Here is a 17715-nt window from a genome sequence, read left to right on the forward strand (position 1 = left end):
CCTGTCGCTGAAGACATGCGCGCCGTCGATGCCGTGATCCGCCGCCGCTTGGGCTCCGAGGTGGTGCTGATCAACCAGATTGGCGAATACATCATCAGCGCCGGCGGCAAGCGCCTGCGTCCGGTGATCCTGCTGCTGGTGGCCAATGCGCTGGGTTACAAGGGCGAGTATCACCATGAGCTGGCCGCGGTGGTCGAGTTCATCCACACCGCCACGCTGCTGCACGACGACGTGGTCGACGAGTCCGACCTGCGCCGCGGCCGCAAGACCGCCAACGCTGTGTTCGGCAATGCAGCCAGCGTGCTGGTGGGCGACTTCCTGTACTCGCGCGCCTTCCAGATGATGGTGCAGGCCAACAGCATGCGCATCATGCAAATCCTGGCCGATGCCACCAACATCATTTCCGAGGGCGAGGTCCTGCAGCTGCTGAACATGCACGACCCCGACGTGACGGAGGAGCGCTACCTGCAGGTGATCCGCTACAAGACCGCCAAGCTGTTCGAGGCCGCCGCGCAGATCGGCGCGGTGCTCTCGGGCGCGGATGCCGCCACCGAAGAGGCCGCCGCAGAATACGGCCGCCGCATTGGCACCGCGTTCCAGATCGTCGATGACCTGCTCGACTACACCGCCACCGCCGACCAGATGGGCAAGAACGCCGGAGACGATTTGCGCGAAGGCAAGCCGACGCTGCCGCTTATCTATCTGCTACGCAACGGCACGGAAGAGCAACGTGCTCTGGTGCGCCAGGCCATCGAGCAAGGCGGCACCGAACATTTCGACGCGATCTTCGCTGCGATTCAAGCCTCGGGCGCGCTGGAATACACGCGCCAAGCCGCTGAACGCGAAGCCGCAGCCGCAGAAACTGCAGCAAATGCATTACCCCCTTCCCTTTTCCGCCAGACGCTGATAGACTTGTGTGCTTTCTCGCTGCAACGTCAGTCCTGACCAGCACGAGAACTACGAAGAAGCATCGGGGTGTAGCTTAGCCTGGTAGAGCGCTACGTTCGGGACGTAGAGGCCGGAGGTTCGAATCCTCTCACCCCGACCAGAAATTCCCTTGTCGATCAAGGACATCAAGCCCAGCAACTGCTGGGCTTTTTTGTTTCTGGACGTCCGCCTGCGGCAACGGCACGCGCAGCCGCCGCCCGCATTAGCGCGACAAACCCCTCTGTTATAGTGGGCGCCTTGCTTTTCTTCCGCTCCCACCTTGGACTCTTGGCCGCTCTGGGCACAAATCGGCGCCGTCGTGCTGCTGTTGTGCTGCTCCGCCTTCTTCTCGATTTCCGAAACCGCGATGATGGCGCTCAACCGCCATCGCCTGCGCCATCTCGCCAAGTCCAACGTCTCGGGCGCGCGCAATACCCAGCAGTTGTTGGGGAAGACCGACAAGCTGCTCTCGTTCATCCTGATCGGCAACAGTCTGATCAACACGGCCGTGCCGGTGCTGATCACCACCCTTGCCATCCACTACTTTGGCAATAGCGGGACGACACTGTCCATCGCCACGGCAGTGGTCGCTTTCCTCATCATCATTTTCTGCGAGATCGCACCCAAGATCGTCGGGGCAACCTACCCGGAGCGCATTGCGTTTCCGGCAAGCTTCGTCATTGCACCACTGCTGAAGATCACGATGCCGCTGGTGGCTGTGGTCAACGCCTTCGCCATGGGGGTGCTGCGCCTGGCACGCATCAACACGAAAGCCGCGCCGGAGCAACGCATGTCCACAGAGGAGCTGCGCACCCTGGTGCTGGAATCGGGCAACTTCATCCCGCATAAGCACCGCAGCATCCTGCTCAACCTGTTCGACCTTGACGCCATCACCGTCGACGACGTGATGACGCCGCGCGCCCGTGTCGAGTCACTCGACCTGTCGCGCCCGATTCACGAGGTGATCCAGCAACTGGAGACCTGCTATCACAACAAGTTGCCCGTGTTCGAGCAGGACAGCGACCAGGTCATTGGCATTCTGCACGTGCGCAAGGTGCTGTCGCTGCTGGGCGACACCGAGCTCACACATGACGACTTCCGTGCACTGCTGGTGCAGCCGTACTTCGTGCCGAGCGGCACGCCTGTGTTTCGGCAACTACAGTACTTTCAGGAAAACCGCCGCCGCATTGGCCTGATCGTCAACGAGTACGGCGACATGCTGGGGCTCGTGACGCTGGAAGACATCATCGAAGAGATGATTGGTGAGTTCACCACCACGCTGCCGAACGCCGGCAAGCTCGCCTGGGATGCCGAGGGCGCCTATCTTGCTGATGCGGGGATGTCGCTGCGCGACCTGAACCGGCGCCTGGGCCTGGCCCTGCCGATCGATGGCCCGAAGACGCTCAACGGGCTGGTACTCGAAGTGCTGGAAGAGATTCCCGAGGCGACGGTCAGCGTCAAGATTGCCGGGTGCGTGATGGACATCGTACAGATGGACAACCAATCGATCCGCACGGTGCGGCTGCACCGGCCGGCGGCGAGCAAGCGTAGCTGAGGCCACCCGCAAGACAGAAACGGGGCCAAAAACTTCAGTCCGGGCGGTTTTTTGCCGATGTGGCACAAATGCAAGCTGCGCTTTGATGTGCGCTTTACAAATCCAGGGGCGGTCGGCAAACTGCCCCGGTTCCGGGCACCACCCCCCACGAATGGGTGGGGTACCGGCTGCAAACATAGAACAAACTCGCCTTGGGGGGCGGGCGCACACGCAAGGCAGTGGGGCTGGGTGTGCGCTGAAATGGTCAGCGGCAGCCTGACGGACTGGACTCATGACACTCGGACTCGCTCTAGCACAGAGCCGGCGAATCGCGCCGACGCTACTCACCCAGTTGGAGCAGAGCGCGCGCGAAAAGCGCACGCAGCTGATCGACGAACTGGTGGGCAGCGGGATCATGAGCGCGCACGATCTGGCCGTGTTCGTGGCCGGCAAGTACCAGATGCCGCTGCTGGACTTGGCCCAGTACAAGCTCGACACCGTGCCGGCCGTACTGACGGCCAACAAGCACTTCGCCCAGATGCGCCTGTTGCCGCTGGGCCGCCGCGACAACCGCCTAATCCTGGCCACGTCCGACCCGAGCGACCCGAAACCGATCGAAGAGCTGCGCCAGAAGATGAACGTGGCGATCGAAACGGTCATCGTCGAGCACGACAAGCTGGTACGCCAGCTGAGCCTTGCCAACGAGGCGCCGGCCGAGATCAAGTCGCTCTTCCCCATGCAGGAAGCCAAGCAGATCGAGTACGACGCGGGCGCCGCTGCCGCCACGCGCCGCACCACCGCCGACGGCATCGACGATGCCCCCGTGGTGCGCTTCCTGCAGAAGCTCTTTACCGAAGCCCTGCTGCGCGGCGCATCGGACTTGCACTTCGAGCCGTTTGAAACGTTTTACCGCGTGCGCTTCCGCATCGACGGCATCCTTGCGCAGGTCGCGCAGCCGCCGCTGGATATCCGCGACAAGATTGCCACCCGCATCAAGGTGCTCTCGCGCCTGGACATCTCCGAGAAGCGTGTGCCGCAAGACGGCCGCATGAAGCTGCTCATCACCGTCCCGAAAGACAAGAAGGACAAGGACAACAAGGAAACGATCGAGCGCGCCATCGACTTCCGGGTGTCGACGCTGCCGACGCTGTTTGGCGAAAAGATCGTGATCCGGATTCTGGAGTCGTCCACCGAGCGGCTCGACATCGATCAGCTCGGCTATGAGCCCGAGCAGAAGCAGTTGCTGCTCGACGTGATCAAGCGCCCGTACGGCATGGTGCTGGTGACGGGTCCGACGGGTTCGGGCAAGACGGTGTCGCTGTACACCTTCCTGAACAAGCTGAACCAGGGCGACATCAATATTTCCACGGCCGAAGACCCGGCGGAAATCCAGTTGCCCGGTATCAACCAGGTCAATGTGAACGACAAGGCGGGGCTGACCTTCGCGGCGGCGCTCAAGTCGTTCCTGCGTCAGGATCCGGACATCATCATGGTCGGCGAAATCCGGGATCTGGAAACGGCGGACATCTCAATTAAGGCCGCACAGACCGGTCACTTGGTGTTCTCCACGCTGCACACCAACGATGCCCCGACCACGCTGACCCGCCTGATGAACATGGGCGTGGCGCCGTTCAATATCGCATCGTCGGTGCTGATGATCACGGCGCAACGTCTGGCGCGCCGGCTGTGCAAGGAATGCAAGAAACCGGGGCCACTGCCTAAGGAAACGCTACTCGACGCCGGCTTTACAGAGGCCGATCTCGACGGCTCGTGGCAACCGTATCACCCGGTCGGCTGCGAGACCTGCAACGGCAGCGGCTACAAGGGCCGGGTCGGCATCTATCAGGTCATGCCGATTACCGAGGCGATCCAGGAAATCATTCTCACGCACGGCACAGCGCTGCAGATCGCTGAGCAGGCGCGCAAGGAAGGCGTGCTGTCGCTGCGCGAATCGGGCCTGAGAAAAGTCAAGGCGGGGCAGACTTCCCTCGAGGAAGTGCTGGCCACGACGAACCAATAACCTTCTCGATCAATCGTTCCCATACCGGGGGGTAGGAACCAACCATGGCCACACGAGCACCTGCCGCCAACCGCGCGGCCGCCGCGCCCAAACGCACGGCCGGCAAGACCGCCACCACGAAGGCGCCCACGCAGTACATCTTCGAGTGGGAAGGCAAAGACCGCAAAGGCAAGATCTTCAAGGGCGAGATGCGCGCGGAGAGCATCACCGAAGTCAATGCCGTCCTGCGCAAGCAGGGCCTGTCGATCACGAAGTCCAAGCGCCGCCGCGCTGCCCGAGGCAAAAAGATCACGCCGAAGGACGTGGCGTACTTCACCCGCCAACTCTCGACCATGCTCAAGGCCGGCGTGCCGCTGCTGCAATCCGTCGACATCATTGCGAAGGGCCACGCCAACCCGAACTTCACGCAACTGCTGACGGAAATCCGTGCCGATATCGAGTCTGGCAGCAGCATGGCCGCCGCCTTCCGGCGCCATCCGAAGTACTTCGACACGCTGTACTGCAACCTGATCGACGCGGGTGAACAGGGCGGTATTCTCGACGCCCTGCTCGAGCGCCTGTCGATGTATATGGAAAAGTCGCTCGCACTGAAAGCGCAGATCAAGTCGGCCTTGATCTACCCGATCTCGGTGCTGACGGTGGCGTTTGCGGTGACGGTGGTGCTGATGATCTTCGTGGTGCCGTCGTTCAAGGGCGTGTTTTCCAGCTTTGGCGCGGATCTGCCGGCCCCGACACTTTTCGTGATCGCAATCTCGGACTTCTTCGTGAAGTGGTGGATTCCCATTGTGCTGGGCCCAGTCATCGGCATTGCACTATTCACACGCGCGTTCAAGAGGTCTGAGAACGTTCAGCGCTCCACGCATCGCTTCATTCTGAGAATACCCATCTTCGGCAACATCATCCGCAAGGCAACGATCGCACGGTGGACGCGCACGCTGGCTACCATGTTTGCCGCAGGCACACCGTTGGTGGAATCGATGGACTCCGTGGCTGGCGCTGCCGGCAACTGGATCTATCACGATGCCACCCTGGAGATCCAACAGGCGGTGCGCATTGGTACCAGCCTGACCAATGCCATGCAGGCCACCCACGTGTTCGACAACATGGTCCTGCAGATGACGCAGATCGGCGAAGAATCCGGCGCGCTGGACAATATGCTGCTCAAGGTGGCTGAGTTCTATGAACGCGAAGTGGATGATGCTGTCGCCAACATCTCTACCTTGATCGAGCCGATCATCATCGTCTTCCTGGGTGTGATGATCGGCGGTATGGTGGTGGCGATGTACCTGCCCATCTTCAAGCTTGGTACGGTGGTCTGACGCAATGCCTGATGTCTTTGTCATCCCCACGCTGGCACAACTGCCGGCGTGGTTTGTCATCGGGATGGGCGGGCTGGTTGGCCTGCTCGTCGGCAGCTTCCTCAACGTGGTGATCCACCGCCTGCCCCGCATGATCGAGCGCGAGGAGGCCAACTACATCGCCGAGTTGCGCGAGGAACCGCTCCCGCATCCTGACGCGTACAACCTGGTCGTGCCGCGCTCGGCCTGCCCTTCGTGCGGGCACCAGATCAAGGCCGTCGAAAACATCCCCGTGGTGAGCTGGCTGGCCCTGCGCGGTCGTTGCAGCGCCTGCAAGACGTCCATCTCGTGGCGCTATCCCGCGGTCGAACTGGTCACCGGCCTGCTTACGGGAGCCTGCTTCTGGCACTTTGGGCCAACCTGGGTGGCGGTGGCTTCGGCCGTGCTGCTGTGGTTCCTGGTCGCCGGCACGATGATCGACGCCGACACCCAACTGCTGCCCGACGCCATCACCCAGCCGTTGCTCTGGCTCGGGCTGGGCGTGAACCTGTTCAGCATGTTCGCGCACCTGCACGACGCAGTGATCGGCGCGATGGCGGGCTACCTCTTCCTGTGGTCGATCTACTGGGCCTACAAGCTGCTGCGCGGCCGTGAAGGCATGGGCTATGGAGACTTCAAGCTCATGGCCGCACTCGGCGCGTGGTTCGGCTGGCAGGCGTTGCCGCTGCTCGTGCTGCTGTCTTCGGTGGTGGGGTTGGTCTTCGGGCTGTTCCGCATGGCACGCGGCATCAGCAGCGAATCGCCTTTCTCGTTTGGGCCGTTCATTGCCGGCGCGGGCGTGATTGCCCTGCTGGCTGGCCCGCAGTTGATCGTGCTGACAGGGCTCTCTCCCCTGCTCGCGCCCTAGGGACGCCGCCAGCATGCGCGTAATCGGCCTGACCGGCGGCATTGGCAGCGGCAAGAGTTATGTGGCGGACCGCCTGGCTGAGCGCGGTGCCGCCATCGTCGACACCGACGCCATCGCCCACGAGATCAGCGCGCCGGGCGGCGCCGCCATTCCCAAGCTGGTCGAAGCCTTCGGCCCCGGCATCCTGCGTGCCGACGGTGCCATGGACCGCGACGCCATGCGCGCCCTCGCTTTCTCCGATGCAACAGCCAGGGCGCGGCTCGAGCAGATCACGCATCCGCTGATCCGGGAGATCGCCCTGTCACGTGGCGCAGCCGCGCAGGCATCGGAGGCACATCCGTACCTTGTCTACGTCGTTCCGTTGCTGGTGGAATCGCTAGCCGGTCATCAAAGCTGGCGCGCGCTGGTCGACCGCATTCTGGTGGTCGACTGCCCCGTCGAAACCCAGATCGCCCGTGTGATCGCCCGCAATGGCCTGCCACGTACGCAAGTGGAGGCGATCATTGCCCGCCAGGCCTCGCGCGAAGCTCGCCTGGCTGCCGCCGACGACGTGATCGACAACAGCGGAACACTGGCCGACCTGCTCCCGCAGATCGACCGACTGGACCAAGCCTGGCGGACGAGTTGAAACCATCTGAAAGGCGGCTTCACACCCCTTTGCATTGTGATGCGCGAGGGTCTCGCATAGAATGCGGGCAGATCGAAGCCAAACGGGCTTCGTGCCAGCCAAATCGGGCACCCAAGTTTTGATCCTGTACGAATATCCCTTCAACGAACGCATTCGAACGCTGCTGCGGCTCGAAGATCTGTTCGAGCGGCTGGATTTCTTTCTCGTGCAGGAACACCCGCTGCAGCACCATGTGGCGCTGACCACGCTGTTCGAGGTGGTCGACGTGGCCGGTCGCGCCGACCTCAAATCCGACCTGCTCAAAGAACTCGATCGCCAGCGCCAGACGCTCACCGCGCTGCGCGCCAATCCGCAGATCGACCAGGACGCGCTCGACGCCGTTATCAGCGAGTTGGAAACCGCCTCGGGCAACCTCACCGCCACACACGGCAAGGCCGGGCAGCTCATCGCCGACAACGAGTGGCTGACGAGCATCCGCAGCCGCGCCATCATCCCGGGCGGTACGTGCGAATTTGATCTGCCGGCGTATTTTGCATGGCAGCATCACCCCGCCGAGCGCCGTCGCGCCGACATCATCAAATGGGCCCAGCCCCTGGTACCGCTGCGCGATGCCACGATGATCGTGCTGCGCCTGCTGCGCGAATCTGGCCAGAGTGGCAAGGTGATTGCTAACGCCGGTAGTTATCAGCAGATGCTGTCGGGCCGCGTGTACCAGCTCATGCAGGTGCGCCTGGATGAGTCGGCGCTGGGCTTCATTCCCGAGATCAGCGCCAACAAGTACATGCTCTGGGTGCGCTTCACACAGCAGGATGGTGACCTGCGCCCCAAGCCGGTCGACGCGGATATCCCGTTCCAGCTGAAGCTCTGCAATTTCTGAGCCGCGCCATGAATGTGAAGACCGTCAAATGCCCAACCTGCGGCAAGCCGGTGCCTTGGGTGCCGGAGAGCCGCTATCGCCCCTTCTGCTCCGAGCGCTGCAAACAGATCGACCTCGGCGCCTGGGCTGCCGAGCAGTACACGATTCCTGTGGTAGAAGATGACGACCTACCGCCCGAAACTCCGGGCGGTGATCCGAGCGGCAAGCTCAACTAGCCGTCGCTTCTTCGCGCATCCATTCGAACACGGGCAGCGTCGCCGGCAACACCGGATCGACGCTGATCGGCAGCGTCTGCCAGGCGAAATCCTGGCCTTCCAGCGCACGCAGCGTGCCTTCCCACGCCGTGACCTTGCAGAAGTGCAGCCGCACGTAGGCGTGTGGGTAATCGTGCTCGATGGTGTGCCACGGCACGCAGGTGCGCAGCGTGACATCCAGCTCTTCCTTCAGCTCGCGTGTGAGCGCAGCCTCCACGGATTCGCCCGCTTCCAGCTTGCCGCCAGGAAACTCCCAGTAGCCCGCATACGGCTTGCCCTCGGGGCGCTGCGCCAGCAGGAACTGGCCGTCCGGTTGCACGAGCACGCCGACGGCGACTTCGGTGATCTTGCGACCGTCGGGCGTGTGGGTTGGCACACCCTTCGGCGGCACTTGCGTCAGGTTGTCAGTCGACATGCTGCCGCCCATGCTTGCCACCCCAGTCGCGGGCAAACTGCCATGCCACACGGCCCGAACGCGAGCCGCGCTCCAGCGCCCACACCAGCGCATCGCCACGGGCAGCGGCGATGTCCTCATCGCTGCAGCCGAAGTGTTTGAGCCAGTGGCCGACGATGGTCAGGTATTCGTCCTGCTTGGGCGGATAGAACGACAGCCACAGCCCGAAGCGTTCCGACAACGAGATCTTCTCTTCCACCACTTCACCCGGATGGATCTCGCCGTCCGATGTGTGCTGGTAAGTCTCGTTGTCCTTCATGTACTCGGGCAGTAGATGGCGCCGGTTGGACGTGGCGTAGATCAGCACGTTGTCCGACTGTGTGGCCACCGAGCCATCCAGCGCGGACTTCAGCGCCTTGTAGCCCGATTCTCCTTCTTCGAACGAGAGGTCGTCGCAGAAGATCGCGAAGCGCTCGGGGCGCTGCGCGAGTTGCTCGACGATATCGCCCAGGTCGGCCAGGTCATCCTTGTCGACTTCGACCAGGCGCAGGCCTTCCTTCACGAACGCGTTCAGGCACGCCTTGATGAGCGACGACTTGCCGGTGCCGCGCGCGCCCGTGAGCAGCACGTTGTTGGCCGGCAGCTTGCTTACGAACTGGCGCGTGTTGGCGACGATGGCGTCTTTCTGGCGCTCGATGTTGTGCAGATCGCTCAGATGAATCGGCGGCAGTTGGCGGATCGGCGAGAGATAACCGATGTTGCCAAACAGGCTCTGGCGCTTGCGCCAGCGGAAAGCGACCGCCTCGTTCCAGTCGGCTTCGGTCAACTCGGGCGGCAGCCATTGCTCGAGCCGCCCCAGGAAGCGGTCAAGCCGTGCGGAAAGGTCGGACGACATCGCGGCGCGCTCCGGATTACGAACGGTAGTCCGCGTTGATCGACACGTAGTCGTGCGAGAAATCGCACGTCCACACGGTGGCGGTGGCATCGCCACGGCCGAGTGCGATGCGCACGGTGATCTCGGCCTGCTTCATCACGCGCTGGCCGTCTTCTTCGCGGTAGTCGGGGTTGCGGCCGCCATCGCGCGCGACCCACACATCGTCGAGCCACAGGTTGACGCCGTTCACGTCCAGGTCGTTCACGCCGGCATAGCCGACGGCGGCCAGGATGCGGCCCAGGTTGGGGTCCGATGCGTAGAACGCGGTCTTGACCAGCGGCGAGTGCGCGACCGCGTAGGCGATCTGGCGGCACTCCTCAACAGTGCGGCCGCCTTCCACCTGGATGGCCATGAACTTGGTCGCACCCTCGCCGTCGCGCACGATCTTCTGCGCGAGGTCTTGTGCAAGGCCGGTCAGCGCATCGCGCAGCGCGGCATAGTCGGGATGCGATTCGGAGTCGATGCGCGGCGTGCCGGCGCGGCCCGTGGCGATGACGACGAACGAGTCATTGGTCGACGTATCGCCGTCCACCGTCACGCTGTTGAACGAGTGGTCGGCGGCGTAGCGCACGAGGCCTTGCAGCACGGCTTCGTCCACGTTGGCATCGGTGGCAATGAAGCCGAGCATCGTCGCCATGTTCGGGCGGATCATGCCCGCACCCTTGCTGATGCCCGACATGCGCACCGTCGTGCCCGACAGCGTGCACGTGGCAGACGCAGCCTTGGGCACCGTGTCGGTCGTCATGATGGCTTCTGCGGCCGCCAGCCAGTTGTCCGGCTTGGCATTGGCCTGCGCAGTCGGCAGACCGGCAACGATACGATCAACCGGCAGCGGCTCCAGAATCACGCCCGTCGAGAACGGCAGCACCTGCTCCGCCGATACGCCTAGCAGCTTGGCCACCGCATCGCACGTCTGGCGTGCATGCGCGAGGCCGGGGGCGCCTGTACCAGCGTTGGCATTGCCCGTATTCACAACGATGGCGCGTGCGCCCTTGCCACTGGCCAGATGTTCGCGGCACACCTGCACGGGTGCTGCACAGAAACGGTTCTGCGTGAACACGCCGGCCACGCTCGAACCCTCGGCAATACGTACCAGCAGCACGTCCTTGCGATTGGCCTTGCGGACACCGGCCTCGGCCCAGCCAAGGTCTACGCCGTCGATCGACAACAGGGAGTCAGCGGCAGGCGCAACGAGATTCACAGCCATGGAGCACACCTTTCAAATGAGGATGCCCGCATTGCGGGCATCGTGAATCAACAGAAAACGGCAAGGAAATGCGGCGCCGCACAGGCGGCGCGTGTGAGCAGCGTCAGGCCAGCTTGCCGTGGCACTGCTTGTACTTCTTGCCCGAACCGCACGGGCACGGATCGTTGCGGCCAACCTTGGGCACTTCGCCCGCCAGTGCCGCCGCAGCAGCGGATGCCGCCGAACGGGGCGCCGCCATACCCGGAGCAGCGCCGTGAACCTCGGCATCGCCCGCGGCCACTTCGGCCAACTCGCTGAACTCGTCGTGCTTGTACTGCACGTTGGAGAGCGCCGACAGGTCTTCTTCGATCTGCTCCGAAGCCTGTTCCAGTTGCTCCTGCGACTGGATGCGCACCGTGAAGACGATACGCGTGACTTCGTTGCGGATGGTGTCAAGCAAGCGGCCGAACAGTTCGAACGACTCGCGCTTGTATTCCTGCTTCGGGTCCTTCTGCGCATAGCCGCGCAGGTGGATACCCTGGCGCAGCATGTCCAGCGCAGCCAGGTGCTCGCGCCAGTGTGTATCGAGGCTCTGCAGCATCACCGAACGCTCGAAGCCGGCGAAGGACTCGCGACCAACCTGCGCCACCTTGCCGTCGTACACCGCTTCGGCGGCTTCCAGCACCATCGTCAGCAGCTCTTCATCTTCGATCGACTGGGCCGCTTCCAGCGTCTTCACCAGCGGCTGGTCGACGCCCCAGTCTTCGCGCAGCGTCTTCTCCAAACCGGCGACGTCCCACTGCTCTTCCATGGTCTCGGCCGGCACGTAGGTGCGGAACAGCTCGGTGAACACGGATTCGCGCAGGTTCTTGACGACATCGCCAATATCACCGGCCTCGAGGATCTCGTTACGCAGCTTGTAGATTTCCCGGCGCTGGTCGTTGGCAACGTCGTCGTACTGCAGCAGTTGCTTGCGGATGTCGAAGTTGCGGCCTTCCACCTTGCGCTGCGCCGATTCGATCGAGCGCGTGACAATGCCGGCTTCGATCGGCTCGCCTTCGGGCATCTTCAGGCGGTCCATGATGGCGCGCACGCGGTCGCCCGCGAAAATGCGCAGCAGCTGGTCGTCCAGCGACAGGTAGAAACGCGACGAACCCGGGTCACCCTGACGGCCAGCACGGCCGCGCAACTGGTTGTCGATGCGGCGCGATTCATGGCGCTCGGTGCCGACGATATGCAGACCGCCAGCCGCCTTCACCTGCTCGTGCAGCGATTGCCATTCGTCCTGCAGCGTCTTCACGCGCTTGGCCTTCTCTTCATCGGAGAGCGATGCATCGGCCATCACGAAGCCGGATTGCTTCTCCACGTTGCCGCCCAGCACGATGTCGGTACCGCGACCGGCCATGTTGGTCGCAATGGTGATCGCCTTGGGGCGGCCCGCTTCCGCGATGATGGCAGCCTCGCGCTCGTGCTGCTTGGCATTGAGCACCTGGTGCGGCAGCTTGACCTGGTTCAGCAGGTTCGACAGCAGCTCGGAGTTTTCAATGGACGTGGTGCCCACCAGCACCGGCTGACCGCGCTCGTAGCAATCTTGAATATCGCGGATGACGGCGTCGTAGCGCTCCTTCCCGGTCTTGTAAATCTGATCCTGCAAGTCCTTGCGCTGCGGCGTGCGGTTGGTCGGGATCACCACGGTTTCCAGGCCGTAGATCTCCTGGAATTCGTACGCTTCCGTATCCGCCGTGCCGGTCATGCCCGCCAGCTTGGTGTACATGCGGAAGTAGTTCTGGAACGTAATGGTCGCCAGCGTCTGGTTTTCCTGCTGGATCTGCACGCCTTCCTTGGCTTCCACCGCCTGGTGCAAGCCATCAGACCAGCGGCGGCCCGTCATCAGGCGGCCGGTGAATTCATCAACGATCACCACTTCGCCGTTCTGCACCACGTAGTGCTGATCGCGGAAGAACAGGCTGTGCGCGCGCAGAGCAGCGTACAGGTGGTGCATCAGCGTGATGTTCTGCGGCGCGTAGAGCGATTCGCCCTCGCCGATCAGGCCGGCCTGCAGCAGGATCTGCTCAGCCTTTTCGTGGCCCGATTCGGTCAGGTAGACCTGGTGCGACTTCTCGTCGACGTAATAGTCGCCCGGCTTCTCAACGCCCGTGCCGTCAGCCTTCTCTTCGCCGATCTGGCGCGTGAGTTGTGCCGGGATGCCGTTCATGCGACGGTACAGGTCGGTATGGTCTTCGGCCTGGCCCGAGATGATCAGCGGCGTGCGCGCCTCATCGATCAGGATCGAGTCGACCTCATCGACGATGGCGTAGTTCAACGGACGCTGCACGCGCTGGCCGGCGTCGTACACCATGTTGTCGCGCAGGTAGTCGAAGCCGAACTCATTGTTGGTGCCGTAGGTGATGTCCGACGCGTAAGCGGCTTGCTTCTGGTCGTGGTCCATGGTGGTCAGGTTGACCCCCACCGACAGGCCCAGCCAGTTGTAGAGCTGCCCCATCCACTCCGCATCACGCTGCGCGAGATAGTCGTTGACCGTAATGACGTGCACGCCCTGGCCGGAGATGGCATTCAGGTACACCGCCAGCGTCGCCGTCAGCGTCTTGCCTTCACCCGTACGCATTTCGGCGATCTTGCCGTCATGAAGGACCATGCCGCCGATCATCTGCACATCGAAGTGGCGCATCTTCATCACGCGCTTGCTGGCCTCGCGGCACACGGCAAACGCTTCGGGCAGCAGCGCGTCCAGCGTCTCGCCCTTGGCGAAGCGCTGGCGGAACTCCTCGGTCTTGGCCTGAAGCTCGGTATCGGAGAGCGCCTCGAACTTGGGCTCGAGCGCATTGATCTGCGCCACCTTGCGGCGGTACTGTTTGATCAGCCGCTCATTGCGGCTGCCGAAAATCTTCTTGAGAAGGCCCGTGATCATCGATGGCTAGGGCCGGCGAACCACCCGAAAAAACGCTTCGCGAGAGACGGCGAAACACAGGCGACGCAACGGCCCGAATAGGGTTGGCGCAAAGGCGGGAGTTTAGCATGCGCAAAACCCCCGTTTGATGGCAGCAAACCGGCCGGATGTGGCAGGAACGCCGCACTTTCGCGGCGCACCGGAACCGACCCGGGTCGCCGCGCAATCACGCTGATTTGGGGACGGGCACCCCGATTGCAACCCGGCGCAGTCAGTGGCCGGCGGCGGCCATGCTCTTGCCGATATCAGCCGCCGCGACCCGCTGGGCCGGCGCCTTGGTGGCAGCCATTTTGGGCTGACCTGCATTCTCCAGGAAGGCCACCGGATTCTGCGGGACGTCGTTGACGTGCACCTCGAAGTGCAGGTGCGACCCGGTGGCACGTCCGGTGCGACCCACCAGCGCGATGCGCTCACCCGCCTTAACGATGTCACCAATCTTCACGAATACCTTGGATGCGTGGGCATAGCGCGTCTTCAGACCGTTGCCGTGGTCGATGTCGACCATGTTGCCGTAATCACTGCGGTATTCGCTGGCCACCACCACGCCGCCGGCCGCCGCCACGATGGGCGTGCCCACGGGCGCGACGAAATCCACGCCGTCGTGCTGTGTGCGCCGGCCGGTGAATGGATCAATACGCGTGCCAAAACCCGACGAGTCGTAGCCAACCGCCACCGGGCGCACCGTCGGCATCATCTTGGCGTGGATCTGGCGGTCCATCAGGGTACTCTCGAGCACGCTGAGGTAATCGTTACGCTGGTCTGCGGAGCGCGTCAGGCGGTCGAGTTCGGATTGAATCTCGGGCATCGACATTGAACGCGAGAACGCGCCCTGGGGGCCGCCGCGTCCGGGCTGCGACTTGAAGTCGAACTCGCGCGGCGGCACGCCAGCCAGGCCCGACACGCGGGCACCCAGTGCATCCAGGCGCACCATCTGCGCCTGCATTTCACCGATGCGTGCAGCCATCAGGTTGAGGTTTTCGCGGGTCACGCTGGTGTCGGCACCGGAGGTACCGGACAGGACGGCGCCAGGCACCAGGCCCTGCTTGACCGCCAGCCACATCGCCCCGCCTGACAACGCCGCAACGGCCAGCAGCGCCACACCGATGGCCGCGACGACACTGCGCCGCGACAGGTGCACCGCGCCAGTCTTGCGCGGATGAATCAGGATGATCTGCATCGCTCGCCCATGGCCCCAAGAAGGGACAAAAAAGCCGCCCAACGGCACGAAAGCGCAATGAAGCGCCCTACAATGCCGGCATGCGAATCTTTGTTCATCCCGCTCTCAAGACGCCCGTGGCAAAACCGGTCCAGGACTGGCTCTCGGGTGCCGGCTCGGTCGGCCCGCTGATGCAGGCGGCCAAGCAATTGGCGTCGTTGGAAGCGGAGGTGTTGTCGCTCTTGCCGCCCGGCTTAGGCGGCGGCGTGGCGATCGGCGGCATCAAGAACGATGCGCGCGATAGCCGGGAAGCGACCTTGGTGTTGCTCGCCGCACATAGCGCGGCTGCGGCGCGCTTACGGCAGGTGGTACCCACCTTGCTGGAGCGTCTGCAGCGCCGGGGATCGCAGATTACCGCAATTCGTGTACGGGTACAACCGCAGGGCGGAAATGACAGCTTATGGCCACAAGAGACCGAAAAGCCGCCTAAACGCGCCAAGATGACAACAGTTGGGATCAACAGCCTGGCGGCGCTGGCCAACGAATTGCCTGATTCGCCGCTGCGCCAGGCCTTGGCGGAGATGGTTGCGAGGCATGTCCCGCCGCGCGCGGCACCCAAATGAAAAGCGCCCCGTAGGGCGCTTTTTTCATCCTTGCAACTGCGACAACCGATCAGGAAAACGCTGGTTGCAACTGCGGCAGGAAGGCGCGCGGCGCTTCTTCTACCTTGTCGAACGTGACAATCTCGTAAGCCGTTTCGTCTGCCAGCAGCGCGCGCAGCAGCGCATTGTTCAGGCCGTGGCCCGACTTGTGCGCCGTGTAGGCGGCGATCAGCGGATGGCCCACCACGTACAAATCCCCAATGGCGTCGAGGATCTTGTGGCGGACAAACTCATCGCCGTAGCGCAGTTCATCATTGTTCAGCATGCGGTGCTCGTCGAGCACGATGGCGTTGTCGAGACTGCCGCCGCGCGCCAGGCCCACTTCGCGCAGCATCTCGAACTCATGCGCAAAACCGAAGGTGCGCGCACGGGCGATCTCGCGCGTGTAGCTGGTGTCAGCAAAGTCGATTTCGAAGGTCCGGCCGGTCTTGTCGATGGCCGGATGGCGAAACTCGATCGTGAATGCGAGCTTGAAACCGAAGTACGGATCCAGGCGGGCGAGCTTGTCGCCCTCGCGGATTTCCACCGGCTTGGTCACGCGGATGAAGCGCTTGGCAGCGCCCTGCTCTTCGATGCCTGCCGATTGCAGCAGGAACACGAACGAGGCCGCGCTGCCGTCCATGATGGGAATCTCTTCCTCATCGACGTCGATATACAGGTTATCGATACCCAGGCCGGCGCACGCCGACATCAGGTGCTCGACGGTCGACACGCGGGCGCCGTCCTTCTGCAGCACGGAAGCCAGGCGGGTATCACCAATGGCGCTGGCGCTGGCGGGAATCTCAACAGCCGGGTCGAGGTCGACACGCGTGAACACGATGCCCGTGCCTGCAGCAGCCGGGCGCAACGTCAACGTTACCTTGCGGCCCGAGTGCAACCCGATGCCGACGGTCTTGACGACGGACTTGATGGTGCGTTGTTTCAACATGGCCGCCCTCAACTCACGAAATGCTTTGCGATTGTTTTTATCTATGCGGTCCGCATAGGTGATAACCCTAAGCATACCATTTTCACACCCCTGCCTTCAAAACGACTTTTGTATCGGGATGTTAGGGGTGCACACACTCTGCTCAACCTTAGCGCACGCAGATTTGGCGCCACTGTCTCGTCAGCCTTGAGACGGGGCGGGATGGCGGGCGGTACTCCGCCATTTGGGGGAAGTTCCGGCGTGGCGTCAGAGTATCGCCAGGATCGATTCGGCGCTGCTAACGACGAACTGCCCGGGCGCCTCCACCTGTAGCGCTGTTACCACACCGTCTTTCACGACCATCGCGTAGCGCTGCGAACGCACGCCCATGCCGCGCTTGGAGAGATCCTGGTCGAGGCCGAGCTTGCTCGTGAACTCGGCGCTGCCGTCACCCAACATGCGGACCTTGCCTTCGCTGCCCTGCGTGCGTGCCCATGCGCCCATCACGAACGCATCGTTGACGGACACACACCAGATCTCGTCAACGCCCTTGGCACGCAGCGCGTCGTAGTTCGCCACATAGCCGGGAACATGCCGCGCCGAACAGGTCGGCGTAAAGGCGCCGGGCAGGCCAAAGATAACGACCGTCTTGCCTTCTGCCAGGTGCTCGACCGAGAAGGCGTTGGGTCCGAGCGTGCAGCCGTCCTTTTCCACTTCAAAGAACTCGTACAGCGTTGCGTCGGGAAGTGGTTGACCAGGCTGGATCATGATGGTGATGAATCGTTGCGCACCGATACCGCGATCATAGAACGAGACCGCCCGCGTGAGGGAATCACGCGGGCGGTCTTGGGAGACAACCACATCAGGAACACGGCACCACATGCGACACGACGAACGGGCACACCCGCCGGGCGGGCTGAACCCTTCCGGGGAGGCGGCCAGAGGCCAGCCCGCCCGGCGGCAACGACTGCGTCCTATTCGTCTACTGCTGTCGCGCGCTGTCGACTGTTCAGCGGCAGACCATCACACAACGGCGGTCACGGGAGGGGAGCCGTGAGCCGCA

16 protein-coding genes and 1 tRNA gene are annotated in these 17715 nt (G+C 63.1%); 10 read left to right on the forward strand and 7 right to left on the reverse strand.

Annotated elements, in window-relative coordinates; genetic code table 11:
• Positions 1-15: 15 nt before the first annotated feature.
• The 9 genes from ispB (at position 16) to yacG (ending at position 8406) form a co-directional block, all read left to right on the forward strand.
• Positions 16-945, forward strand: coding sequence for an octaprenyl diphosphate synthase (gene ispB / locus V6657_RS14300; RefSeq protein ID WP_048933177.1), 930 nt, complete (start codon positions 16-18; stop codon positions 943-945).
• Positions 946-971: 26 nt separating this feature from the next.
• Positions 972-1048: transfer RNA gene (locus tag V6657_RS14305), tRNA-Pro, on the forward strand.
• A 159-nt stretch (positions 1049-1207) separates the two neighbouring features.
• A complete protein-coding gene (locus V6657_RS14310; RefSeq protein WP_048933123.1) occupies positions 1208-2482 on the forward strand; it encodes an HlyC/CorC family transporter in 1275 nt (424 codons plus the stop codon).
• Positions 2483-2753: 271 nt separating this feature from the next.
• Positions 2754-4481, forward strand: a complete 1728-nt coding sequence (pilB, locus tag V6657_RS14315; protein WP_048933124.1) for a type IV-A pilus assembly ATPase PilB — start codon at positions 2754-2756, stop codon at positions 4479-4481.
• 44 nt (positions 4482-4525) lie between these two features.
• A complete protein-coding gene (locus tag V6657_RS14320) occupies positions 4526-5800 on the forward strand; it encodes a type II secretion system F family protein (RefSeq protein ID WP_048933125.1) in 1275 nt (424 codons plus the stop codon).
• 4 nt (positions 5801-5804) lie between these two features.
• Positions 5805-6686, forward strand: a complete 882-nt coding sequence (locus tag V6657_RS14325) for an A24 family peptidase (protein ID WP_048933126.1) — start codon at positions 5805-5807, stop codon at positions 6684-6686.
• A 13-nt stretch (positions 6687-6699) separates the two neighbouring features.
• Positions 6700-7314 (forward strand): dephospho-CoA kinase, encoded by a 615-nt coding sequence (gene coaE, locus V6657_RS14330; protein WP_048933127.1) that lies wholly within the window; start codon positions 6700-6702, stop codon positions 7312-7314.
• A 118-nt stretch (positions 7315-7432) separates the two neighbouring features.
• Positions 7433-8191, forward strand: coding sequence for a cell division protein ZapD (gene zapD, locus V6657_RS14335; RefSeq protein ID WP_004633038.1), 759 nt, complete (start codon positions 7433-7435; stop codon positions 8189-8191).
• 8 nt (positions 8192-8199) lie between these two features.
• Positions 8200-8406 (forward strand): DNA gyrase inhibitor YacG, encoded by a 207-nt coding sequence (yacG, locus tag V6657_RS14340; protein ID WP_048933128.1) that lies wholly within the window; start codon positions 8200-8202, stop codon positions 8404-8406.
• On the opposite strand, the gene V6657_RS14345 is transcribed toward yacG, so the two are convergent.
• From V6657_RS14345 to V6657_RS14365, 5 genes are all read right to left on the reverse strand, one after another.
• A complete protein-coding gene (locus V6657_RS14345; RefSeq protein ID WP_048933129.1) occupies positions 8399-8872 on the reverse strand; it encodes an NUDIX domain-containing protein in 474 nt (157 codons plus the stop codon). The genes yacG and V6657_RS14345 overlap by 8 nt on opposite strands.
• Entirely contained in the window at positions 8850-9734 is an 885-nt protein-coding gene (locus V6657_RS14350) for an ATP-binding protein (RefSeq protein WP_048933130.1), read from the reverse strand. Before V6657_RS14350 ends, V6657_RS14345 begins: the two co-directional genes overlap by 23 nt.
• A 16-nt stretch (positions 9735-9750) precedes the next feature.
• Positions 9751-10980, reverse strand: a complete 1230-nt coding sequence (gene argJ / locus V6657_RS14355; RefSeq protein ID WP_048933131.1) for a bifunctional glutamate N-acetyltransferase/amino-acid acetyltransferase ArgJ — start codon at positions 10978-10980, stop codon at positions 9751-9753.
• Positions 10981-11083: 103 nt separating this feature from the next.
• The gene (secA, locus tag V6657_RS14360) at positions 11084-13888 is read right to left on the reverse strand and encodes a preprotein translocase subunit SecA (protein WP_048933132.1); all 2805 of its coding nucleotides are present in this window, start codon (positions 13886-13888) and stop codon (positions 11084-11086) included.
• A gap of 250 nt (positions 13889-14138) precedes the next feature.
• Positions 14139-15104 carry a M23 family metallopeptidase gene (locus V6657_RS14365; RefSeq protein WP_048933133.1) on the reverse strand — a complete coding sequence of 322 codons (966 nt, stop codon included), beginning with the start codon at positions 15102-15104 and terminating at the stop codon, positions 14139-14141.
• An 80-nt stretch (positions 15105-15184) separates the two neighbouring features.
• Here V6657_RS14365 and V6657_RS14370 point away from each other — a divergent pair, with 80 nt between their 5' ends.
• Positions 15185-15706, forward strand: a complete 522-nt coding sequence (locus V6657_RS14370; RefSeq protein WP_048933134.1) for a DciA family protein — start codon at positions 15185-15187, stop codon at positions 15704-15706.
• A gap of 49 nt (positions 15707-15755) precedes the next feature.
• Here the strand turns inward: V6657_RS14370 and lpxC are convergent, their stop codons facing one another.
• On the reverse strand, positions 15756-16673 hold the full coding sequence (lpxC, locus tag V6657_RS14375) for a UDP-3-O-acyl-N-acetylglucosamine deacetylase (RefSeq protein ID WP_021196096.1): 918 nt from the start codon (positions 16671-16673) through the stop codon (positions 15756-15758).
• A 246-nt stretch (positions 16674-16919) separates the two neighbouring features.
• The gene (locus V6657_RS14380; RefSeq protein WP_048933178.1) at positions 16920-17420 is read right to left on the reverse strand and encodes a peroxiredoxin; all 501 of its coding nucleotides are present in this window, start codon (positions 17418-17420) and stop codon (positions 16920-16922) included.
• Positions 17421-17715: the final 295 nt, after the last annotated feature.

This window comes from Ralstonia sp. RRA (assembly GCF_037023145.1).
GTDB lineage: Bacteria > Pseudomonadota > Gammaproteobacteria > Burkholderiales > Burkholderiaceae > Ralstonia.